The sequence below is a fragment of the Flavobacterium anhuiense genome (assembly GCF_900101855.1).
GTDB lineage: Bacteria > Bacteroidota > Bacteroidia > Flavobacteriales > Flavobacteriaceae > Flavobacterium > Flavobacterium anhuiense.
In genome coordinates this window covers 452,563-477,342 of the sequence record NZ_FMVC01000005.1, presented here as the reverse complement: position 1 = coordinate 477,342, position 24,780 = coordinate 452,563, and the positions used below count along the sequence as shown (strand labels likewise).

Here is a 24,780-nt window from a genome sequence, read left to right as displayed (position 1 = left end):
CAGCTTATGAAAATTCAGATCAAAAACGAAAATTTTATACTTCATCCAAGCGGAGCTATTTATTGGGAATCGAAAAAAATGATTATCATTTCTGATGTGCATTTAGGAAAAGTAACGCATTTTAGAAAACACGGAATCGCCATTCCGCAAAGTGCGGTTTCAGAAAATTTTAGAAAAATCACAGAAGTTTTAGATTATTTTGAACCCGAAAAAGTTATTTTTTTAGGAGATTTATTCCATAGTTCAAAAAATGCAGAATGGGATTTATTTGAAGAATGGATTTCCAAGCATAATCAAGAAGCATATTTAATAGCAGGAAATCACGATATAATTGACCAGAAACATTATTATGAAATTGGAATTCTTGTTGTTGATTCTTTAGAAATGAATCATTTTCTTTTAACCCATCATCCGACAGAAAAAGAGGATTTCTTTAACTTTTCGGGGCATATTCATCCAGGAATAATTTTACGCGGATTAGGGCTTCAAAGTTTAAAACTGAGATGTTTTTTTCAAAAAAGCAATCAAATGATATTGCCTGCTTTTGGAGAATTTACGGGAAAATTTATTATGAAACCTGAAGAAGATCATAATGTTTATGCTATAGCTGGCAATGAAGTTATTTTAATAAATAAAAACAATTGAAAACCATCCGATGCTTTTATTTACAAACATTTAAAACAATCTGTTTAAAGTTGTATTTAAAGTATAATCAAAAAAACCAACAGGTTTAAAAAACCCGTCGGATTAGCAACACAATTAAATTTGAATTGCCTCCAGCTTTAGCTGGAGTTTAAATGATTTGCAATACAGAAGACTTTAGCCAAATCGCAATTTGGGCTAAAGCCTTTTTAAGAATTTAATTTAAAATTCCCCAGCTAAAATTAGGGAACAATTTTTAATAAAACCTCTCCTCCTAGAAGCGCGAACAATCTTACTTTTCAGTTTTTCTCTAAACATCACAAAATAAGTATTATTCATTTTTTTTTAACATAAATCTCCTCAAAAACATGTAATTATACATTTTTCAATCAAAAAGGTTAAATTTTATGTTTGTTTTCATTTTAGTATTTCTTTTCTCAACATCCAATTTAAATTTATATATTTGAAAGAGAAAATTCCAAATTTATAGCAAATGCAAAACAACTTACTAGGTGTCTTAAAAGAGCACGAAAACAAATTATTAACTATCTGGTCTCAAATTCTTTTAGATGGAGGATCTGAAGATGGAGCGATGGAAGAAGAAGAGTCAAAAGAATTTGCTTCTCTCTTTTTAAGTGTATTGGCTAAGTCTGATGAAAAATACGAAAACTCACAAGAGTTTGAAAAAGTTCAGGATTTAATTGTCGGGATTTCATCTTCAAGAGGAAAACGCGGTTTTTCACCTAGAGAAAATGCTCAATATTTAATTTCATTTAAAGAAGCGTGCTCACAAGTTTTGTCTGAATTGATTCAAGAACCTGAGAAACTTTATGATGCAAATCTAAAGCTTAATGCTATTTTAGACAACATGATGATTATGACTTTTGAAGCTTTCATGAAAGGAAGAGAAGACGTAATCTCAAGACAAATTGATGAAATCAGCGAAATTTCAACTCCAGTAATTACAGTATGGGACGGAATTGTTGCCTTGCCAATTATTGGAACGCTAGACAGTTCAAGAACTCAGACAGTGATGGAAAGCCTTTTGCAACAGATTGTTGACACAGGAAGTTCTATCGCTATTTTGGATATTTCTGGTGTGCCAGCAGTAGATTCTCTAGTAGCACAGCACCTTATTAAAACGGTAAGTGCAACCCGTTTAATGGGAGCAGAATGTATTATCAGCGGAATTCGTCCTGAAATTGCGCAGACTGTGGTGCATTTAGGAATCGATTTAAGCGGTATAACCACCAAAGCTTCACTTGCAAGCGCCTTACAAACAGCTTTCGAAATGCTTCAGTTAGCTGTTGTAAAAAGAAAGAAAATTGTAGAATAAAAAGATTTAAGATTTTTTATGGAAAGAATTCCTATCCTAAAAATGGGAGATTTTCTGCTTGTTACCATACAGGTAGATTTATATGATCAGCTGGCAGAAAATCTTGAATCAGACTTAATCAATACTATAAGTAAACATAGTTCTAAAGGTGTTTTAATAGACATCTCTGCTGTTTCGATTATAGATTCGTTTATGGGACGAATTCTCGGAAACATTGCAGTAATGTCAAGAATATTAGACGCACAAACTGTTGTAGTGGGAATGCAGCCTGCTGTTGCCATTACACTGGTAGAACTTGGATTATCTTTAAATGGAGTTATAAGTGCTTTAAATGTAGAAAAAGGCATGGATTTACTTCGCTCAAAAATGCGAACTAGCGATAACGAAGAGCCGGAGTATGACGACGATAACGAATAACAAAGAAGAAGCACTGATCGTAAAAGAACAGGATGTTGTACCGCTCCGCAATCGTGTTAAAGAGTATGGCGTAAAAATTGGCATGAGTATTTTGAATCAGACCAAACTTATTACGGCCACAAGCGAACTTGTGCGTAACCTTCTCAAATATGGCGGTGGCGGTAAAGTCATTATTGAATCTGTCAGCAACGGACGCGAAAATGGCGTACGGGTTACTTTTATTGATAATGGCCCTGGAATAGCCGATATCGAACTGGCAATGAAAGATGGATACAGCACAGGAAAAAGCCTCGGATTAGGATTGCCCGGAACAAAAAGACTTGTCAATGAATTTGACATTAAATCAGAACTAGGAAACGGTACCACCGTTACTATAACAAAATGGAAAAATGGATAATACGTTTTCCACTTATAAAATTGATGACAGAAGTCTCATTGCTTTTATAAAAAGAGAAATACACAATCTTGCCCTTCAATTGGGTTTTACACCTCACAGAGCCGCTGAAACAGACATTATTGTTGCAGAATTAACTTCAAACTTAATGAAATTTGCCAACGGTGGCGAATTGCTCTATCGCGCGAGTATAGACGGAGAATACAAAGAAATTGAAATTTACTGCCTCGATAAAGGAGTTGGATTTGATAATGTGGTCAAAATAATGAACGACGGCTATTCGTCTTCTAATACTCTTGGACATGGCTTAGGTTCTATTAAAAGGCTAAGCAACGATTTTCAGATTTATTCTATGAAAAATTGGGGATGTGTGCAATATGTCAAAATCTGCGAGAAACCCGATCTAGAAATACCTTCTGCCAAAAGCGGACTAAATCATGCTACAATTGCTGTAAATTATCCAGGTGAAAAACTTTGCGGAGATGGGTATTATATAAAACAAACCAGCAAAGGTTTTCAGATATTTGTAGGCGATGGATTAGGACATGGAGAAAGTGCCAATGAAGCAGTCGAAGCAGCGATAAAAGCGTTTAGGCAAACCATAGAAACAGAACCTGCCGCTATCCTGAGAGATATTCATATAAAAGTAAAAAAAACCAGAGGATTGGTTGCAACCATAGCATCTGTTGATTATAAATCTGAAGTTTGGAACATTTGTGGTATCGGAAATATTAACACCCGTATTTACAACGGATTAGATAATAAGACGTATACACCTTATAACGGAATCATAGGGCACAACGTACCGCGTACATTAAACAATACGATCGTGCCCTACAGAAGACATCAGATCATCATTATGCATAGTGACGGATTGCGTACAAGATGGAGTTTAAATGATTTAACTTCTATCTTTAAACAAAGTCCGAACATAATTGCATCTGCTCTTTATAAAGAAAACATCAGAGGCAATGATGATGCAACTATTCTAGTAGGAAAGATAAATTAAGACTATGAAAGAGATTGTACAAATAAATCTTGACAACGAAATGGACTTGATACTAGCCCATAAGCGCTGCATGAAAATTGCTGAAATGTGCGGTATGGCATCATCCCTTCAGACAAGATTTGCAACTGCCGTCTCTGAAGTCGCCCGATGTGCCATTGCAAAAGGAAAAGATTCTTTGCTGGTGCTTAATATAAATATCATAAAGGCAACCCAAAAAGAAATTACAGCTATCATCACCGATAATGTTGATTTAAAAAGTTGCAGTCCAGATGCTTTTATTTATGCATCAAAAATTTCGCATCATATAGAATATCAGTATTCGAATAATCAATCTTTAACTAAAATAAGTCTGCCTATTCCATCTCCTGGGCTTCTTTCTGAAACTAAGATTAAAACGTTAATTGATTATTTTAAGTTTGAAACTCCCCTTTCTCCTTACGACGAAATTCGAAAGAAGAATATTGAACTTATAGCACTTTCAGAAAAACTGGCAGAAAGTGAAAATAAATACAAACAGCTGGCAAACACGATTCCGATTTTAATTTGCGTAATTAATGAACGAAATAATGTCTTGCTGGTAAATGAATCCCTAGAAAATTATTTAGACAAACCCTTACTTTCTTTTGATCGTAAAACTTTGATGAATTTCATTCATACTGAAGATATCGATGGAATTTTGGAAGGTTGGAATAAAGCCAAACAAAATCGATCAAATTTCTTAGGTGAAACTAGAATTAAAAAAGATTCTAATTATATCTGGCATTTAATTTCTATAGTTCCGAACAAAACTGAAGATGGAAGTTTTAACAGCTGGCTGGTCTATTTTGTAGATATTAATGCACAGAAAATGATGGTTGAAACACTGAAAGATAACACTCAGTTAAAATTAATTCAGCATGAACTGGAAAACGCCAACTCAAAGCTTCGTTTTAAAAATAAAGAACTAGAACAGTTTGCTTATATTGCCAGCCACGATCTTCAAGAGCCGCTGAGAAAAATTATGATAATGCTTTCTCGCGCTGGCGAACATTTGAGCGAAGATCAAAAGAAAAAATATTACTTTGACCGAATAACATCTGCTGCGGGAAGATTATCAAATTTAATTACAGATGTCCTTAATTATTCAAGAATTGAAAATAAAGAACAATATTTTGAAAAAGTCGATTTAAACAAAATTATTATTGACGTTTTAGGAGATTTAAGTTTGGTTATTGAAGAAAAACATGCAGTTATAAATGTAAATCCTCTACCAACAGTTTTTGGGCTCGACACTCAGCTTCGTCAGCTATTATATAATCTCATCAATAATGCTCTTAAATTTAATGCCAAACAGCCTTCTGTAAAAGTTTTGCATGAAAATGTTCCTAAAGATGAACACCTACCTATAGGAGCAGAAAACTATGAAGTAATAGCAATTTCTGATAATGGAATTGGAATGGATAGCAAATATTCTAATCGAATTTTCGACATGTTTCAGCGTCTTCACGAACGCGATCAATATGGAGGAAATGGTATAGGACTTGCTTTATGCCGAAGAATTATTGAAAACCATAATGGTATAATTAACTTCACCAGCAAACCTGATGAAGGAACCACTTTTTGGATATATTTTCCAAAAAACAAACTCTATACCGCTAAATTATCTCTAAAAAACCAGTCCTCGAATTAAAATCAGGATAATCCTTCCAAATGCTGGAAAACGGGAATTAAAGCTTTTCCCTTCTCTGTCAAATTGTATTCAATATGGAGAGGTTTTAGCTTAATTGTAGTCTTTTCCAAAAGCCCTTCTTCCTCCAGCTCTTTTAAGGCTGTAGATAATGACTGTTTGTTAGAACCTTGAATCTGACGCAGTAAAGTATTAAAACGTAAAGGCGATTCTACAGCCAAACGAAAAATTTCTGCCTTCCATTTTCCAGATAACATTTTCAAAAGTCTTTGTGCTGGACAAGTTTCTGTTTCTTCCATAATAATTGCTGGGTAGTCAAAAAAATCTGACTTCTTGTTTTGGAAAGTTTTTTAAATAAAATTTGTTGTAATTCTAAAGTAAAAATATAAAATGAAAGGAAAGAAACCAAGCGACATGAGCATTGAAGAGCTGTTAAAAATGCAAAAAACGATTCAGACCACAATTACAATTTTGATTCTAGTTGCCATCATATTATTCATTCTTATTGTGCTGCTACTTCTAAAAAAGGGATTTCTAATTTTAATACTATTTCCTTTTGTTTTGGCATTTATTATGATTAACCATTCGAATTCTCTTAAAGAAATTGAACAAGAAATTACTTCAAGAGAACTAGAATAAAGTTCTCCCACTAAATATTAAGTTATAGTTTTAAATTTAATTTTTCTTAACTGAAAGTCTTTCAAAAAAAAATTAAATTTGAGCTCCCAAATAAGCCCTTAATACTATGACTATTCAAAAAAGAACATTTTATTTTTTCTCTTTATTTTTATTCCTTTTCTTCTCACAGCTCAATTACGGTCAAGAACAAAAAAATGCAAAAAAAGAAAGTCGCGGAAGATTATTTAACGATACTACAGCAACAGATAGCGATTATTTAATGGCAATCGAGAAAGCTGGAGAAGTTTTAGAATCTGCGTACAACGACATTGATTTCGCAGGAGATACGCGTCACCTTTTTGGCGACATGAAACGTACCGAAAGCAAACTGGATTTAATCTTAGCCAGTTTAAAAGGAGCCAATCCGAATGTGAGAAACCAACAAATGTACCGAGTTGTGCTTCAGGAAATTCAACAAGAATTGGAAGAACAGAACAAAGCCATCAATGATCGAAATCAAAATCTTGAAAACATCAAGAAACGTGTAATTGATCTTCGAAAAGACAAAACTTTAATTACTCTATTAAAAGATACGATACGCCGTAAGCAATTTAAAAAAGAATTCGGGAACCTTAGAAAAAGATATGTTGCCACGGATAGTCTAATGACTAAAAACCAAACGACGCTAAACAACAAAAAAAGACTAACCGTACAACGAAAAATTGCAGTTTCTAATGCCTTGGCAACCGTTGAAAGCAAATTGGAGAAATCTGGAATCAGCATTTTCAAGAAAGAATATCCTTCTTTATGGCAAATTAGTGATTCTGCCGTAAAGAAAAGGGTAACCCACAACATTAAAGCTAAAATTATAATTGAAGAAAATGTTGCCGCTTACTATCTAAGTTATAAAGCTGGCGGACTTATCACTTTATGCTTTTTTATGGGGCTTTTGTTTTGGTACATTTCCAGAAACATCAAATACCTTAAAACAAATGGCTACGCAGAAAATCTTTTGCTCTTAAATTTCAAATACCTAAACCGCGGTGTCCTGCTTCCTGTTTTGGTTATCGCACTAAATATTGCTGTAGTTACCAATTTATATGCTCCTGCCCTGTTTTTAGAATTAATTCAACTTTCCTTACTTGGCGTTTTAATCTTTCTTTTCAAAAATCAGTGGTCTGGCGTTGCTATGAGAAACTGGCTTTTCTTATTAGGATTATTCTTTGCGCTTTGCTTTTTGGACTTATTTATCACAATCGGATTATTGCAGCGTTTTGCTTTTGTTGCGATCAATATTTTAGGAATCCGCTACGGTTTGGTTCAGATTAAAACACTTAAAGAAGAACTTTATATAAAAGGCTTTTTTAAATGGGCAAGTATCATTTTTATTGGACTAAATATTTTGTCTATTCTTTATAATGTTTTTGGAAGAGTTTCGCTTTCTAATATGTTAAGCTTAACCGCTTTTATATCGCTTACTCAAATTGTTGCTTTAAGTGTACTTCTAAAGATTATTTTGGAAATTATTTTACTTCAAATTTATACAACTAGGGTAAAAAGAGGAATTGAAAAAATGTTTGATTACGAAAGCTTGTCAGACACTTTGAAAAGACCTTTTATCATTGCCATCAGTTATATGTGGCTGATTGTAATTGCTTCTAATTTGAATATATGGGAATCGCTTCGTGCTTCTTTGACAAAACTATTAAGTCACCCGAATACAATCGGAAGCATCACATTTACGCTTGGCAATATCGTTTTATTTTTCATTATTATCTGGGCAGCGCATTTACTGCAAAAATATGTGGCTTATTTCTTTGGCGAAATTGATGATGAAAACGAAGAAAACATCAATAAAAGACAACATTCAAAATTGCTTATCACTAGATTGGTGGTTCTTATAAGCGGTTATTTGCTTGCTGTTGCGGCTTCTGGAATGCCTTTAGACAAGTTGAGTATTCTTTTAGGAGCTTTAGGTGTCGGTGTTGGACTTGGACTTCAAAACATTGTCAATAATTTTGTATCGGGAATTATCTTGATTTTTGACAAACCGATTCAAGTTGGCGATGTGGTTGAAATTAGTTCAGAATCTGGACGCATCAAATCGATGGGATTGCGAACAACTAAAATCAATGCTCCAAACGGTGCCGAAATCATTATTCCGAATGGTAACTTATTGTCTCAAAATATCACGAACTGGACGTATACCGATAATTTTAAGTTAGTAGAAATTACATTTGAAATTAACGGAGAAACCATTCCAGAGGAAATTAATACGATTGTAAATGACACACTTTCTAACCTTCCGTTGGTAAACAATTCAAAAACATCACAAATATACTACAGCTCAATTTCTGATGGAAAATATAAACTTCTAATCAAGTTCTGGTGCAGTATTTACAGAACCGAAGAAACAATAAGTTCCGCAAGGCAAGAGCTTTACGTAAGCTTCAAAAACAAAGGCTTGACATTCTCTAGCTAGAGCACAAAAAAGGCAGTAACGAGTTACTGCCTTTTTTATTGCCCAAAAGATATCTCTGGGAGTAAAAACATTGTTTTTTTTTTCTTACTTTTAAGGTATTGTGTTAAATAATAGCACATTAGCAAAAACACGTATAAACCCGTGTACCCATAATTTTGTTATAAAGTAATTTAGCATTGTAGTAAAACACTATATAAAACTAACATTAACTATTAAATCTTAAAATTATGATGGAAGTCTACTTGGGAACAATTTTATCTTTCGCATTTAACTACCCTCCTGCTGGGTGGGCTGCTTGCAATGGACAAATTATGTCAATTTCTCAAAATTCAGCTCTTTTTGCACTACTTGGAACAACTTACGGGGGCAACGGCGTTTCTACGTTCGGCCTTCCTGATCTAAGAGGAAGAAGTCCTATCCATTTCGGACAAGGGCCTGGCCTAAGTCCTGTCGTAATAGGAGAAAGCGCAGGTACTGAAAATACAACCTTAACAACGGCAAACATGCCTGCTCACGTACATGCTCTAACAGGTGGTACTGCAACAGTTGCTGTAACTGCAACTGCCATAGTTGGAGGAACAATTACTAATGAAACAGATAACGGAAATAACTCTTTTTCTTCTGGTACAGCAACTGCAAACATTTACAGTGAACCAGGTGGAACTGGAACTGCAAAAATTGCTGGTTTAGCTGCAACAGCAACTCTAGGAGGAAACACAGCAATTGCAGGAAGCACTATACCTTTCAGTATACGTGATCCATATCTGGCTGTAAACATGTGTATTGCACTAAATGGAATTTTTCCTTCTAGAAATTAAATCAATTTATTAATAGAGGCAAAAATTGCCTCTATTTTTTAATCTCATTTTATGGATAAGCAAATTAAAATCGGAATTTTAATCCCAAAGTCTCAACAATATCCTTCATTAGATAGAGATTTTATAAGAGGTTTAAAACTTAGCAATCTGAATGTAAAACTTTTTGTAGAAAGTATTGGTATTGGTGCAGACGAGAAGCTAATAATCGATAAAATACAAAAACTTAATTTTCAGGAAGATATTTCAATTATAATTGGTTTTCTTGGACATTGTAATACGTCTGATGTTTATAAATATGCTTCTAATAATAAGATATTATTATTAGTCGCCGATTTGGGAGCAACAATTCCTTATCAATCTGCATATAAGGGCATATATATAAACTCTTTGGGACTAACAGAATCTTGCTATCAGGTGGGCAAATATTTTTCAGATAAAAAATATAAAATAGCAACTTCTACGTCCTTTTATGATTCGGGATATGGGATGCTTCATGCCTTAGAATATGCTTTTAAGGGGCAAAACCATTTTACCGCGCATTACATCACACCTTTTAATCCTAGAGAAAATGAAGCGACACACATGGATCAAACTATAAACACGCAACAACCTAGTGTTGTATTTGCATTTTATAGCGGTTTATATGCTGATGAAAATGCTGATTTCCTTAAACAAAATAGGCTTACTCAAAAGTATCCCTTTTATGTAACGCCATTTTTTATCAATGATAAAATTTTAGCTGAATATAAAAATAATCCTCATGAACTTTATGTAGTAAGTACGTGGATGCAACATGATACTGATGCAACAGATTTTAGTTCAAATTATAAAGAAGTTTATACTGAAAGCCCATCTCTATTTTCAATTTTAGGTTATGAAAACGGTCTGATATTAAAGCATATACTTTTAGATGCTGCTAATTTAAAAACAAGTTCTTTAATTGAGTCCATTCATAGATTAAATATTGACGGTCCCAGAGGTGCTATCCGATTTGATGAGGAAACCAACAGAACACTATTCAATCATTATATATACCAATTACACTTAGATTCTTTTAATACTATAAGCTTTAAAAAAATTGAAACATTGATAAACGATGGGGATTTTATTAAGGCTTTTGCCTCATTAACAAAGCCTGAGCATCTAGGAGGCTGGGATAATGCTTATTTATGTCATTAACTAAATTGTATGTTATGAAAAAAAAATTACTCTTATTTTTTACGTTCTTTTGCTTCTTTAGTTTTCATCAAAATTTAAAAGGACAAACTTTAGGACCTGGAGATATTGCTTTCCTAGGTTTCAATAGTAATCCACTGGATGGTTTTTCTTTTATTGTATTAAAAGATCTAAATGCAGGAACAGTAATTTATTTTACAGAAAGAGGATGGAACGGTACAACTTGGGTATCGGGAAGCACTGAATCACATCTTCAATGGACGGTACCTTCTTTCACACCTGTTGGTACAATTGTTTCAGTAATGGAAACTGCTAATGATATTTTTACAGTAACTGGGACATCAGGTATTGGCCTTGCTCCAGGATTCACTGGGTTTAGTCTCGCTTCTGGTGGTGATCAAATATTGGCTTATCAATCACCAACTGGTCCTCAACCAGCTTCGCCTACTTTTATTGCTGGAATTCATTCCGATTATAATTCTGGAGATTATGATCTTAGTACTACATGGAATGCTACAGGAACAAGCGGAGGTAATTCAAGTGCCATACCAACAGGTTTAGAAAATGGTAAGACTTGTATTTCTTTATTCCCTTATTCTCCAACAGTGGAAGAGCATCCTAATGCAAAATATAATGGAACTTTGACTGGAAATGTAGCTGATTTATTGCTAAGCATAAATAATCCGGCAAACTGGCTTAAAGATGAAACTGATAATACAAATTATCAAATAACAGCCGCGAACTATAATACCCCAAATATAACTTTAGTCGTTACGCCAACAGTAACCACCACTGTACCTGTAACAAATTTTGGAGCAGTTTCGGCCGTGTTAGGAGGTTCAAACGATAATGGCGGAGACACTGGCACTATAAATAGAGGCGTTGTTTGGTCTTTAACAACAAATCCAGTAATAAATGGTCCAGGAGTAACAAACGTATTTGGAACTGCAGGCACTGGTGCTTTTAATATAAATGTACTTTCACTACCTCCAGCAACGACAATATATTATAGAGCCTATGCGCAAAATTCAATTGGAACATCTTATGGAAATACGGTATCTTTTACAACCAATTCCACATTATCTGCGACACAATCTCAAACAATTGCTTGTAATGGCACCAATAACGCAACGGCAACTGTAAACGTTTCAGGAGGAAAAGCACCATATACGTATGAGTGGACCAATGGTTCTACTGCCGCAACAGCAACAGGTTTGGAACCAAACATAACTTATAATGTTTTAATAAAAGATAGTGAACAAACTACGATATCAAAAAATTTTACTATAGTAGAAAATCCAGCAATATTGGGTGGACTTAGCGTTACCAATGTGGCGTGTAACGGAGGAAACAATGGATCTATAGACCTTACCCCTTCAGGAGGCAGCGGATCTTATACATATAATTGGGGAGGTGGAATAACAACACAAGATAGAACTGGTCTAGTAGCAGGGACATATTCTGTCAGTATTACTGACTCTAATAATTGCAGCACAATAATAAATAATATTGTAGTTAGTCAGCCTACAGCTTTAAGCGCAGCAATTGGAGGCGGAAAAACAGACGTATCCTGCAATGGAGGCGCTAATGGCACGGCAACAGTGGCTCCAACTGGAGGTTCTGGAGGTTATACTTATTCTTGGAATACAACACCTGTCCAAACAACTGCTACAGCAACAGGACTCATAGCAGGGACTTATACTGTGACGGTAACTGATGCCAATAATTGCCAGACAACTAGAACTTTTACTATTAACCAGCCTCCATTATTAAACATAGCAACTGGAGGAGGCAAAACAGACGTATCCTGCAATGGAGGCGCTAATGGCACGGCAACAGTAGCTCCAACTGGAGGTGCTGGAAGCTATACTTATTCTTGGAACACAACACCTGTTCAAACCACTGCTACCGTAACAGGTCTTGCTGCAGGCAATTATACGGTAACGGTAACCGATGCCAATAGCTGTCAGGCAACTAGGAGCTTTACCATTAATCAGCCAGCAACAGCTTTAAGCGCTGCATCTGGAGGAGGCAAAACAGACGTATCATGTAATGGAGGCGCTAATGGCACGGCAACAGTAGCTCCAACTGGAGGTGCTGGAAGTTATACTTATTCTTGGAACACAACTCCTGTACAAACAACTGCTACGGCAACAGGTCTTGCTGCAGGCACTTATACAGTAACGGTGACCGATGCCAATAACTGCCAGGCAAACCGAAGCTTTACCATTGACCAGCCAGCAACAGCTTTAAGCCTACTAACTGGAGGAGGCAAAACAGACGTATCCTGCAATGGAGGTGCTAATGGTACGGCAACAGTAGCTCCAACTGGAGGTGCTGGAGGTTACACTTATTCTTGGAACACAACTCCTGTACAAACAACTGCTACTGCAACAGGTCTTGCTGCAGGCACTTATACAGTAACGGTAACCGATGCCAATAGCTGTCAGGCAACTAGAAGCTTTACCATTAACCAGCCAGCAACTGCTTTAAGCTTAATAACTGGAGGAGGCAAAACAGACGTATCCTGCAATGGAGGTGCTAATGGTAATGCAACGGTTGTGCCAACTGGAGGAACTCCAGGTTATACTTATTCTTGGAATACAACACCTGTTCAAACAACTGCTACGGCGACAGGTCTTGCTGCAGGCACTTATACTGTAACGGTAACTGATGCCAATAGCTGTCAGGCAACTAGGAGCTTTACCATTAACCAGCCACCAGCTTTAAACTTATCAATTGGAGGAGGCAAAACAGACGCATCCTGTAATGGGGGCGCTAATGGCACGGCAACAGTTGTGCCGACCGGAGGTGCTGGAGGTTATACCTATTCTTGGAATACAACTCCTGTACAAACAACTGCTACCGCAATGGGTCTTACTGCAGGCACTTATACAGTAACGGTAACCGATTCTAATAGCTGCCAAGCAACTAGAAGTTTTACTATATCTGAACCGCCTGCACTTACGGCAAGCAATGGTGGTCAAACCGATGTTTCTTGCAATGGAGGATCAAATGGTTCAGCTACTGTAACTGTTACTGGAGGAACAGGCACTTATACTTACCAATGGGCTCCTAGCGGAGGAACTGCTGCAACTGCTACCGGACTATCAGCTGGAACTTATATTGTAACAGTAAAGGATGCTAATAATTGCCAGACTTCACAAAGTTTCACCATTAATCAACCACCTATTTTAAGTGCAACACAATCTCAAACAGAAGTTTTATGTAATGGCGGAGCAACAGGAACTGCTACAGTTACAGCATCAGGTGGGGCTGGAAATTATACCTACTTTTGGTCTCCATCGGGAGGAACTGCAGCTACAGCTACTGGGCTAACTGCCGACATATACACATGCGTAATTACGGATGCAAATGGCTGTTCCATTACAAAAACATTTGTTATAGGTCAACCTTCAGTTTTAGGCGCTACTACCTCGCAGACAAATGCAACTTGTTCTGCGGGTGGAGATGCTTCTGTAATACCATTTGGCGGTGTTGGTAATTATAGTTATTTATGGACACCAGGAGGTGCTACCACGCAAAATATTACCAACTTGGCAGCAGGCAATTACAGCTGCCTCATTACAGATGGAAATGGATGTACGGTCACTAAAAACTTTATCATCAATACAACTAATACACTAGTAGCTGCTACTTATCAAGTTAATGTGTTATGCAACGGATCCAACACTGGTTCTGCTTCAGTTATTCCTTCAGGAGCCGCTGGACCGTTTACTTATAGTTGGTCTCCTTCTGGAGGATCTTCTGACACTGCAAACAACCTTAGTGCAGGAAACTATTCTGTAACAATCACTGCCAGCAATGGATGTTCAATTGTCAAAAACTTTACAATCACTGAGCCATCGTCCATTGTAATAACACCAAATCCTCAAACAAATGTGACTTGCAGTGGAGGAAACAATGGTTCTGCAAGTGTTTCAGTAACAGGTGGCACAGGTGCATATTCCTACACTTGGTCTCCTTCTGGCGGAAATGTAGCAACAGCAACCGGACTTTCTGCTGGAACTTATACTGTCACAGTAAAAGACGCTAACTCATGCACCAAAACACAAAGTTTTACTATAACAGAACCTAATGCTCTTAGTGCAACAACATCTCAAACCGATGTTACTTGCAATGGAGGTTCTAACGGAACTGCAACTGTAAACGTTACTGGAGGAACTGGAGCTTATACGTATTCTTGGTCTCCTTCTGGCGGAACTACTGCAACTGCTTCGGGTTTACCAGCAGGAACATATACAGTTACTGTCAAAGATGCCAACCTATGTCAAACTACGGCAAGCGTAACTATTACTGAACCTCCTGTTCTTACAGCAACGGTAGCTAAAACAGACGTTTTATGCAATCAGGCAAATAACGGAACAGCTACTGTAACTCCTTCTGGAGGAACTGGAACTTATACCTATTCTTGGTCGCCATCTGGAGGAACTGCTGCAACAGCTACAGGATTAAGTCCAAACACTTATAGTGTTACTGTGACCGATGCAAACGGATGTTCTGTGACAGAAACGGTTCAAATTACAGAGCCTTCTGCCCTTTCGCTAACAGATTCTCATACCAATGTTTCTTGTAATGGAGGCAATAACGGTACTGCATCTGTAGTGGCAACTGGAGGAACTGGAGCTTATACTTACTCTTGGTCTCCGTCTGGCGGAAGTGCAGCAACAGCAACTGGTCTTACCGCAGGAGTTTATACTGTAACCGTTACAGATGAAAATTCATGTTCTGCAACAAAAGCGATTACCATTACAGAACCAGATGCCTTAACCTTAACTGCAACTCCTTTAGCAGTATCTTGCCATAACGGAAATAACGGGTCGGCTACAGTTAGTGTAACAGGTGGTACAGGTGCTTACTCCTACTCTTGGTCTCCATCTGGAGGAAATGCAGCAACTGCAACTGGTCTTTCAGCTGGAACTTACATTGTAACTGTTACAGATGCTAATTCTTGCTCAGCTTCAGCGACTGTTGAAATAACACAGCCTGCTAATCCTGTTAATTTAAGCACTGCAACTGTATCAGGAATCACTACAACTAGTGCCTCTTTATCTGGTACTGTATCTTCTGACGGAATCAATACTGACAGTGGTTCTTGTTTAACGGAAGTTGGTTTTGTATATGCTCAGCATGCTAACCCTACTACAGCTGATACTAAAATTAATGTCACTGCTGCATTAGGAACATTTACAAACTCTTTATCTGGACTTAGAGGAAATAGAACCTATTATGTTAGAACTTATGCTATAAACAGTAACGGTTTTATTAATTATGGAAATGAAGTAAGTTTTACAACACAAAAATATACTCTTACTATAATCGCAGCAACAGGACATACCAAAGTATATGGCACAACAGATCCAGTATTCAATTACACTGCTTTAGGTTTTGCTAACGGAGATACAAACTCAATACTTACTGGTCTGCTTACAAGAGATGCTGGAGAAAATGTTGGAAAATACAACATTAAGCTGGGAACAATCAATGCTGGGGCAGATTACGTAATTGCCTTTACTGGTGCAGAATTTGAAATTACTAAAGCAAATCAAACAATTACTTGGAATCAGACTTTAGAATTTGGCTGTTCAGACTCTAATAATGTTACCTTAACTGCAACAACTGATAGCGGTCTACCAGTTTCTTACAGCATTGCAAATGCAGCATTGGGAACAATTTCAGGATCAACTTTAAACATTACAGGTTCAGGAAGCTCAACCATTACTGCAACACAAAATGGAGATCAAAATCATAATGCTGCTACAGCCGTTGTTAAACCAATAGAAATAAGCCAATCTGGTCTTGTTATACAGCAATGGGCAAATGTTCTATTCTTTGATAATAGATCAAATAATTTTGTGGCTTGGCAATGGTATAAAAACGGAGCAGCTATTTCTGGAGCAACTAAGCAATATTATAGTGAAATACAGCCTTTAAATGGCACTTATTACGTAATTGCAAAAGACAAAAACGGAAACTCCATTAAATCTTGTCCAATTGAAACAACTGGAACAATTTTCACCAAGAAAATCAAAATTTATCCAAACCCAGTTAAACCTAATGCCGAGTTTACTTTAGAATGTGATTTTAGCGAATCTCAATTAAATGGATCTGAGGTGGTTATTTATGACATTGCAGGGAAATTAGTTCAGACTATTTCAAATGTAAAAGCCAAAAATCAAATTATCGCTCCTTCGCAGACAGCCTTATATATTGTTGTTCTTAAACTGGCTGACGGTCAGTTAAAAACAATCAACTTATTGGTTAAATAAAAATGAGATTTAATTTAAAATTACAAACAATGAAAATTAAAGCCACCATAGCTATACTAGTACTGTTTAGCGTCACGATAAAAGCACAGGAAATTAATTTTAAAATTAACGGCGGTCCGTCTGGAATTCTATACGATAGCAATATCGGAGAAGGTAAACTAAAATTTGGTGGAGGAATAGGTGTTGGATATACCTATTTCTTCAGCAATCACTGGGGAATTTCCACAGGCGTAGATGTTACATACAATCAAAATAGTTTTGAATTAAATAACGGAACTACCATCTCAACTTATGAAGTCGATGACCAAACTTCTGCATTTGAGTATCGGGTCACTCCTACCAACTATAAAGAAGATCAACATTTTATTGGTTTCGCGATTCCGCTTCTTCTTCAATACAGAACATCAATTGCTTCTCAGACACAATTGTACTTTGGATTCGGAGGAAAAATTATGTTCCCAGGAAAACAAACTGTAAAAGCTTCGGCTTCTGAGTTACAGCTGAGCGGTTATTATCCTGATGTAAATCTTTTAGTTGATGATCTGCCTTCTCACGGATTTGGAAAAGTAACCAATTGGCAAGATAAAACAACAGTAAGCTTAGATCCCGCTTTTATGTTAAGTTTTGAAACTGGTCTAACATTTAAACTAGCAGAAAAAACAAAGCTCTATACAGGTTTATACGTTGATTACGGTTTAACTGATTTGGCAAAAGAAACTCCAAATACCAATATTGTGGCTTACAATCCAAACGGACTTGACAATATTCAGGCAAATGGTACAATCGGAAATAGCAGAATCGTTCAAGAAAGCCGTTATCTATCTGCTGGAATCCAACTGAAACTAGGTTTTTCATTAGCTAAAGACAAACCAGAACCTGTACAGGCAAAAGACGAACCAGTTACTCAGACAGAAACAGCTCCAGTTCAGAAAGAGGTTCCTGTACAGCAAAAAGTTGTAGAAGCAGTTCCTGCTAAAAAAGAACTGACTACAGAGGAAAGAAACTATATTGAAAAAGAGCCTCTCGCTTTCCAAGAAATTGGAAATACTAGCGTAACGCCAGAACTTGCTTCAAGATTAGATGAAATTGCAAAAATTCTAAGATCGAACAAAGACACAGATTTGAATATTACTGGATATACTTGTGATATAGGAACTGAACAGCGCAATCTTGAAATTGGAATGAAGAGAGCGCAGGCAGTTGCAGATTATTTGCAGAATAAAGGAATAGAATCAAACCGCATGCATTTATTCTCACAAGGAGAAAGAGAACCTTTAGTTCCAAACACTCCAGCAGAAAACAAACCGCAAAACAGAAGAGTTTCACTTACTCTGATAGACGCAAAATAATTTTTTTAATTCTACAATTCTATAAAGCATGATAAAGAGCTTAGTTCTCTTTCTCATGCTTTTTTCTTTTTTCAACAATTCAAGTTTTATAAAAATCGCAATTAATAAAGATTCGATTATCAAGGTTAACATATACAAACAAATATAAAACAGTATGATTAGAATCATGTTTTGAAAAAAATGATGATAATATATTTACCCTATTAAAAATTATGTATTTAAATATATTTTAAAAACAGGTTTAAAAGATAAATAGCATCAGCTTTCATATAGCTACATAGCAGAAAATTCAAAATTAACATGAACAAGAACTTTTTAATACAGGAAATAATCCGATTGAAAAAAGAAAAAAATGTTATTATTCTGGCTCATTATTATCAAGATGAGGATATTCAGAATATAGCAGATTTTATTGGAGACAGTCTGGAACTGGCAAAAAAAGCTCAAAATACAAATGCTGATATTATAGTTTTTGCTGGAGTTCATTTTATGGCAGAAACCGCAAAAATTTTAAACCCAAATAAAAAAGTAGTATTGCCTGATTGGAATGCGGGTTGTTCCTTGGCCGATGGCTGTCCGCCTGAGGATTTCAAATTATTCAAAGAACAGCATCCAGACCATATTGTAGTCACTTACATTAATTGCTCTGCCCAAATAAAAGCTATGAGCGATTTGGTCTGTACGTCGGCAAATGCCAAAAAGATAATCGAGTCTATACCAGCAGAACAAAAAATCATATTTGCTCCAGATGAAAACTTGGGCAGATATCTACAAAAAGAAACCAAACGCGAACTGGTCTTATGGAAAGGCTCTTGTGTTGTGCATGAAGCCTTTTCATTAGACAAACTAATTGAAATATATAACAAAAATCCAACTGCAAAAATTGCAGCACACCCTGAATCTGAAGAGCATATTTTAAAAGCAGCACATTACATCGGCTCAACTTCGGGAATTATTAATTTCATTAAAACGGATCCTGCTGCCGTTTTCATTGTGGCCACAGAAGCCGGTATCCTGCATGAACTTACAAAAGCTGTACCTGATAAAACGCTGATTCCGGCTCCTACCACAGATGACAATAGCTGTGCCTGCAGTGAATGTGCTTTCATGAAAATGAATACACTCGAAAAATTGTATTTGTGCCTTAAAAATGAAAGGCCAGAAATGCTAATTAAAGATGAACTGAGAATACAAGCGCTAAAGCCTATTGAAAGGATGCTTGAACTATCATAAAAAAATGCAACAACTCTAAATCAAAGTAACATGCTTAAAACAGATATACTTATCGTAGGTTCTGGTATTTCGGGATTATTTTTTGCAACGAAAATCGCAAAAAAACGGCCAGATTTATCAATTGTTATAATGACGAAAGAAACAGCTAAAAACACCAATACAAGACTGGCACAAGGCGGTATTGCAGTGGTGACTGATCTCATAAAAGATAGTTTTAACAAACATATACATGATACGCTTCGTTCAGGTGGAGGGCTGTGCGATAAAGAAGTGGTTAATATGGTTATTAAACAAGCTCCAGAAAGACTTAAGGAATTAATTGAAATTGGGGCATGTTTTGATAAAAACGAAAAAGGCCAATGGGATTTAGGTTTAGAAGGTGGGCATTCACAACATAGAATATTACACCATAAAGATAGCTCCGGACAAGAAATCGAGCAGAAACTGCTCAAAATGATCAAGAAAATGCCCAATATTGAACTCTTAGAAAATCATATGGTCATTGACTTAAATACCGAAACAAAAAAAGCTAAAACTACTTGTACCGGAGCTTTTTTCTTTGAAAAAAAACACAACCGAATTAAATACATTAGAGCCAGAACAATCGTTTTAAGTACGGGCGGATGCGGACAGCTTTTTGAAAATACAACAAATCCGAAAATAGCAACAGGAGACGGATTGGCAATCGCAGCACGTGCAGGAGCAGAAATTGTCGATATGCAGTATATTCAGTTTCATCCAACAGCTTTGTTTACAGAAAAAGAGAATCCGTTATTCTTAATTTCTGAGGCCGTTAGAGGCTTTGGTGCTCATATAGTAAACGACGAAGGAAAAAGATTCTTGTTTAAATATGATATTAAAGGCGAATTGTCTACACGCGATATGGTCTCAAATGCCATAAGCAAAGAACTTCAATTGAGTGGCAAAAATTATGTTTACTTAGACTGCAGGCATTTAGATCCGAAAGCTTTTGCAAATCAATTTCCTGTCATCACAGCACATTGCAATGAACTAGGAATCTATCCTGAAAAAGATTTAATCCCAGTTGTTCCTGCTGCACATTATCAATGTGGCGGCATCAAAGTCGATCAAAACGGAGTTACATCAATTAAAAATCTTTACGCTATTGGGGAATGTGCGAGAACAGGACTTCATGGTAAAAATCGTCTGGCATCCAACTCACTCCTCGAAGCTGTAGTATATGCACACCAAGCTTCGGAAAATGTTGATAAAACTATAGCTGAGTTTATTTATTCATCCAAAATATTGATTCCCAAGTTTCCAAAAGCACATAATGTAGATGATTATCTTGCTTTTGAAATACTTAAAAAAGAATTGCAAAAATGGGTCACTTCGTTTTATACGAGTGAAGAACGCGATGCCGATTTTGCTTTTGCAAAAATAAAAGAGCTTCATAATTATGCTGTTTCGCTTACAAAATCACACGAAATCACGATTCCGTTTATCGAATTTTCAAATATGATAGCTGCTTCACTATTGATTATTAAACAATGTAAAGCAACTACAGACAAACAAATGTGCTGAAACCAGAATTAATCCATACACCCCTACCATTATGAAACTAACAAGTAAAACCACAGTTGGCGAAATCGTAGCAGATGATTTCAAAACAGTAGCCATTTTTACAAAATTCCATATTGATTTTTGCTGCAAAGGGCATCGAACTATCGAAGAAGTCTGCAGAAAAAGAGATATTGAAGAAAATGTTCTTATTGACCATATTGAAAAAGCAAGAAACAGTTCTGCCAATCAGTCTTTTGATTATAAAAATTGGCCTGCAGACATGATTGCAGATTATATTACCAAAACTCACCATAGATATGTTGCAGAAAAAGCTCCTGTTATTCTAGAATATTTAGATAAATTATGCGGTGTTCACGGTGCGATTCATCCTGAGCTTCATGAAATCCATACTATTTTTTCAAAATCGTTTTTGGACTTGACGGCTCATATGAAAAGAGAAGAGTTGGTTGTTTTTCCTTTTATTAAAAAAATGAAAACCGCATACAGTAAAGGTACAAAACTGGAAACACCGCCTTTTTTATCTATTGAAACTCCAATCGTAACCTTAAAAGATGATCATATTACAGAAGGACAACGCTTTAGAAGAATTGCGGCCTTAACTAATAATTATACACCACCCGTGGATTCATGCAGCACCTATAAAGTAGCTTTTCTCATGCTGGAAGAATTTGACAAAGATTTAAAGAAGCATATTCATCTGGAAAACAATATTCTGTTTCCAAAAGCCATTGAGCTTGAAAAAACATTTGAAAAAGTGTCTTAAATAAAATCAGAACCATGGAAAAATATGTAATCAAACGCAACGGAGATTATAAGCCATTTGAAGCTTATAAAATTCAGGATGCCATTCAAAAAGCCTTTCAGAGCGTCAATCAGCCTGTAGACAAAAGAATTTTTAAAACCGTTCTTTCTGGTCTAGAAGCAAAGTATTCATGGCCTGTTGAAGAAATTCAGGACATTATTGAAAGAGTACTTTTTGAAAATGGCTATTTCCAAACCATGCGTTCGTTTATTATTTATCGTCATACAAGAAAATTACAGCGAGAACATATTAATGGTTTAAATGATGACACAACTTATATAGACAGTACGCAAACTGTTGAAGAATACATCAACCAGTCAGATTGGCGAATTAATGCTAATGCGAATATTTCGTATTCAAACGCGGGACTAGTCAGTAATACCGCCGGAAAAGTAATCGCCAATTACTGGTTAGATAAAATATATAATAAAGAAGAAGGTTCTGCTCATAGGAATGGCGACATACACATCCATGATTTGGATTGTCTTACTGGATACTGCGCTGGTTGGAGCTTACGTGTGCTGTTAAATGAAGGTTTTAACGGCGTTCGTGGCCGTGTCGAGAGCAGACCTCCTTCTCATTTTAGAGAAGCCTTAGGACAAATGGCCAATTTCTTGGGCATACTGCAAAGCGAATGGGCTGGTGCTCAAGCTTTCAGTTCTTTTGACACCTATTTGGCTCCTTATGTTTTTAAAGATCAGCTTTCTTATGAAGAAGTGCTAAAAGGAATTAGAAGTTTTGTTTACAATCTAAATGTGCCAGCACGTTGGGGACAGTCGCCTTTTACAAACATCACTTTAGATTGGAATGTTCCTGAAGATTTAAAAGAACAGATTCCGACAATAAATGACGAACATTTATTTTTGAATGTTACTAATGAAAAGCTAATTGAAGAAGCTAAAAAAAGAGGCGTTTCAAAATTGATAGATTTAAAATATGCTAATTTTCAAAATGAAATGAATCTCATTAATAAAGCATATTACACCATTATGACTGAAGGTGATGCAAATGGCCAGCCGTTTACGTTCCCTATTCCGACAGTAAATATTACCGAAGATTTTGATTGGAACGGAGAAAATGTTGATTTGCTTTTTGAAAACACAGCTAAAATTGGTTCATCTTATTTCCAGAATTTTATTGGAAGCCAATATCTTTTGGATGAAAATGGTAATCGCATAGAAAATCCAGACGCTTATAAACCAAATGCCGTTCGCAGTATGTGCTGCCGATTACAGCTCGATTTAAGAGAATTGCTAAAACGCGGAAATGGTCTTTTTGGAAGTGCCGAAATGACGGGAAGCATTGGTGTAGTAACCATAAATATGGCACGTCTAGGTTATCTGCACAAAGGAAACATCATTACTTTATTTGAACATTTGGATGAATTGCTTCAAATAGCAAAATCGACTTTAGAGAAAAAAAGAATGTTTATTCAGCAGATGTACGACTGCGGACTTTATCCATACACACAGCGCTATTTGAAACATTTTAGAAATCACTTTTCTACAATTGGCGTAAACGGAATGAACGAAATGGTGCTAAATTTTTCTGAAGGGAAACATAATATAACAGAAAACTCAGGAATTCATTTTGCAACTGAAATTCTAGATCATATCCGACTGCGAATGAAAGAATTTCAGGAAGAAACAGGCAATCTCTACAATTTGGAAGCAACTCCGGCTGAAGGAACCACGTATCGTTTTGCAAAAGAAGATAAAAAACGTTTTCCAGAGATTCTTCAGGCAGGGCAAAATGAAAACATATACTATACAAATAGTTCCCAAATTCCTGTTGATCATACCGACGATCCTTTTGAAGCGCTATTGCTTCAAGATGAATTGCAATGCAAATATACTGGCGGTACAGTTTTGCATCTTTATATGAGAGAAAAAATAAGCAGTCCCGAAGCCTGTAAAAACTTCGTGAAAAAAGTTTTAACCAGCTTTAAACTGCCTTATATAACCGTAACACCAATTTTCAGCATCTGCCCTATTCATGGCTATCTAAACGGAGAACATGAATATTGCCCAAAATGCGACGAAATTTTACTCAATAAAAACAATCAAAAACACTTGGCTTATGAAAACGAAAACGCATAAAATTCTAGAAGATAACAAATCACAAAGAAGCAAATGTTTGGTTTATACCCGTGTAATGGGATATCACAGGCCTGTAGAAAGTTTTAATATTGGAAAAAAAGGTGAACACCAACAGCGTACACATTTCGAAGAAACTATTATCTAATAAAGCAGTATTTAGCCTCACACCTTTTACTTTATTAGATTATCCGCATAAAACAGCCTGCATTGTGTGGTTTGCGGGCTGTAACATGCAGTGTTTATACTGCTACAATCCTGATATTGTTCTGGGAAAAGGAAAAATAAATTTTAATGAAGTTCTAACTTTCCTCAAAACGCGAAAAGGATTGCTAGATGGAGTGGTTTTAAGCGGTGGCGAATGTACTTTACACAAAAAAATAATTGATTTTATAAAAGAAATCAAGGCAATGGGATTTGCGGTTAAAATTGATACCAACGGTTCCAACCCAAAAATATTGAATAGCCTGATTCGTGATCAATTAATTGATTATGTCGCGTTAGATTATAAAAGTCTTCCTCATACCTTTAAAAAACTAACGCAATCAGGCTTATTTTCTGAATTTCAAGCAACTCTTTCTCTTTTGATTCAATCTAATATTCCGTTTGAAGTTCGTACTACTTTTCATTCTTCTTTAATTACAGAAAGTGATTTTATTCAAATGATCAAATATCTTGAAAGTCAAAATTTTGAAGGCAATTATTATGTGCAACACTTTATGAATAATGTGCCAACACTTTCAAAGCTAGACCATTCGACTAAAGAAATACAACTTAAAGACTTCTCTACTCCAAAAATAAAAATTATTTTTAGAGAGTAATATATACAAGTCTTAATCTGTACAATAGCAAAAAAATGGCAATCATTATTTCATCTATTACTTTAATAAAGCTTAAATGTTAACTA

The 24,780-nt window shown here is 35.9% G+C and carries 19 protein-coding genes; 18 read left to right on the top strand and 1 reads right to left on the bottom strand.

Annotated elements, in window-relative coordinates; all coding sequences use genetic code 11:
- Positions 1 to 6 precede the first annotated feature (6 nt).
- From pdeM to BLP44_RS15760, 6 genes are all read left to right on the top strand, one after another.
- Positions 7 to 645, top strand: coding sequence for a ligase-associated DNA damage response endonuclease PdeM (gene pdeM, locus BLP44_RS15785; RefSeq protein WP_091134386.1), 639 nt, complete (start codon positions 7 to 9; stop codon positions 643 to 645).
- Between the two features lie 490 nt (positions 646 to 1,135).
- Positions 1,136 to 1,978, top strand: a complete 843-nt coding sequence (locus tag BLP44_RS15780; protein WP_008469046.1) for an STAS domain-containing protein — start codon at positions 1,136 to 1,138, stop codon at positions 1,976 to 1,978.
- 18 nt (positions 1,979 to 1,996) lie between these two features.
- A complete protein-coding gene (locus BLP44_RS15775) occupies positions 1,997 to 2,395 on the top strand; it encodes an STAS domain-containing protein (RefSeq protein ID WP_008469047.1) in 399 nt (132 codons plus the stop codon).
- Complete coding sequence (locus BLP44_RS15770) at positions 2,376 to 2,792, top strand: anti-sigma regulatory factor (protein WP_008469048.1); 417 nt, start codon at positions 2,376 to 2,378, stop codon at positions 2,790 to 2,792. The genes BLP44_RS15775 and BLP44_RS15770 overlap by 20 nt, the downstream gene beginning before the upstream one ends.
- Positions 2,785 to 3,798 (top strand): SpoIIE family protein phosphatase, encoded by a 1,014-nt coding sequence (locus tag BLP44_RS15765; RefSeq protein ID WP_091134384.1) that lies wholly within the window; start codon positions 2,785 to 2,787, stop codon positions 3,796 to 3,798. Before BLP44_RS15770 ends, BLP44_RS15765 begins: the two co-directional genes overlap by 8 nt.
- Positions 3,799 to 3,802: 4 nt before the next feature.
- Positions 3,803 to 5,467, top strand: a complete 1,665-nt coding sequence (locus BLP44_RS15760) for a sensor histidine kinase (RefSeq protein WP_091134382.1) — start codon at positions 3,803 to 3,805, stop codon at positions 5,465 to 5,467.
- A gap of 2 nt (positions 5,468 to 5,469) precedes the next feature.
- Here BLP44_RS15760 and BLP44_RS15755 read toward each other — a convergent pair whose 3' ends face one another.
- Positions 5,470 to 5,763, bottom strand: coding sequence for a winged helix-turn-helix transcriptional regulator (locus BLP44_RS15755; RefSeq protein ID WP_008469053.1), 294 nt, complete (start codon positions 5,761 to 5,763; stop codon positions 5,470 to 5,472).
- A 91-nt stretch (positions 5,764 to 5,854) separates the two neighbouring features.
- On the opposite strand from BLP44_RS15755, the gene BLP44_RS15750 reads away from it, so the two are divergent.
- From BLP44_RS15750 to BLP44_RS15695, 12 genes are all read left to right on the top strand, one after another.
- Positions 5,855 to 6,103 carry a hypothetical protein gene (locus tag BLP44_RS15750; RefSeq protein WP_091134380.1) on the top strand — a complete coding sequence of 83 codons (249 nt, stop codon included), beginning with the start codon at positions 5,855 to 5,857 and terminating at the stop codon, positions 6,101 to 6,103.
- 106 nt (positions 6,104 to 6,209) lie between these two features.
- A complete protein-coding gene (locus BLP44_RS15745; protein ID WP_091134378.1) occupies positions 6,210 to 8,564 on the top strand; it encodes a mechanosensitive ion channel family protein in 2,355 nt (784 codons plus the stop codon).
- A 227-nt stretch (positions 8,565 to 8,791) separates the two neighbouring features.
- Positions 8,792 to 9,382, top strand: coding sequence for a phage tail protein (locus tag BLP44_RS15740; protein WP_244511794.1), 591 nt, complete (start codon positions 8,792 to 8,794; stop codon positions 9,380 to 9,382).
- Between the two features lie 51 nt (positions 9,383 to 9,433).
- Positions 9,434 to 10,561, top strand: a complete 1,128-nt coding sequence (locus BLP44_RS15735) for an ABC transporter substrate-binding protein (RefSeq protein WP_091134376.1) — start codon at positions 9,434 to 9,436, stop codon at positions 10,559 to 10,561.
- A 14-nt stretch (positions 10,562 to 10,575) separates the two neighbouring features.
- On the top strand, positions 10,576 to 16,848 hold the full coding sequence (locus BLP44_RS15730; protein ID WP_170830253.1) for a T9SS type A sorting domain-containing protein: 6,273 nt from the start codon (positions 10,576 to 10,578) through the stop codon (positions 16,846 to 16,848).
- 29 nt (positions 16,849 to 16,877) lie between these two features.
- Positions 16,878 to 18,197 (top strand): OmpA family protein, encoded by a 1,320-nt coding sequence (locus BLP44_RS15725; protein WP_170830252.1) that lies wholly within the window; start codon positions 16,878 to 16,880, stop codon positions 18,195 to 18,197.
- 300 nt (positions 18,198 to 18,497) lie between these two features.
- A complete protein-coding gene (gene nadA / locus BLP44_RS15720; protein ID WP_091134371.1) occupies positions 18,498 to 19,430 on the top strand; it encodes a quinolinate synthase NadA in 933 nt (310 codons plus the stop codon).
- 30 nt (positions 19,431 to 19,460) lie between these two features.
- Entirely contained in the window at positions 19,461 to 20,975 is a 1,515-nt protein-coding gene (gene nadB / locus BLP44_RS15715; protein ID WP_091134368.1) for an L-aspartate oxidase, read from the top strand.
- Between the two features lie 31 nt (positions 20,976 to 21,006).
- Positions 21,007 to 21,738: an iron-sulfur cluster repair di-iron protein gene (ric, locus tag BLP44_RS15710; RefSeq protein ID WP_091134366.1), complete on the top strand. Its 732-nt coding sequence runs from the start codon at positions 21,007 to 21,009 to the stop codon at positions 21,736 to 21,738.
- A 14-nt stretch (positions 21,739 to 21,752) separates the two neighbouring features.
- A complete protein-coding gene (locus tag BLP44_RS15705; protein WP_091134364.1) occupies positions 21,753 to 23,876 on the top strand; it encodes a ribonucleoside triphosphate reductase in 2,124 nt (707 codons plus the stop codon).
- Positions 23,857 to 24,021: an anaerobic ribonucleoside-triphosphate reductase gene (gene nrdD / locus BLP44_RS23225; protein ID WP_170830251.1), complete on the top strand. Its 165-nt coding sequence runs from the start codon at positions 23,857 to 23,859 to the stop codon at positions 24,019 to 24,021. The genes BLP44_RS15705 and nrdD overlap by 20 nt, the downstream gene beginning before the upstream one ends.
- Positions 23,978 to 24,694, top strand: a complete 717-nt coding sequence (locus BLP44_RS15695; protein WP_091134363.1) for an anaerobic ribonucleoside-triphosphate reductase activating protein — start codon at positions 23,978 to 23,980, stop codon at positions 24,692 to 24,694. The genes nrdD and BLP44_RS15695 overlap by 44 nt, the downstream gene beginning before the upstream one ends.
- Positions 24,695 to 24,780 lie beyond the last annotated feature (86 nt).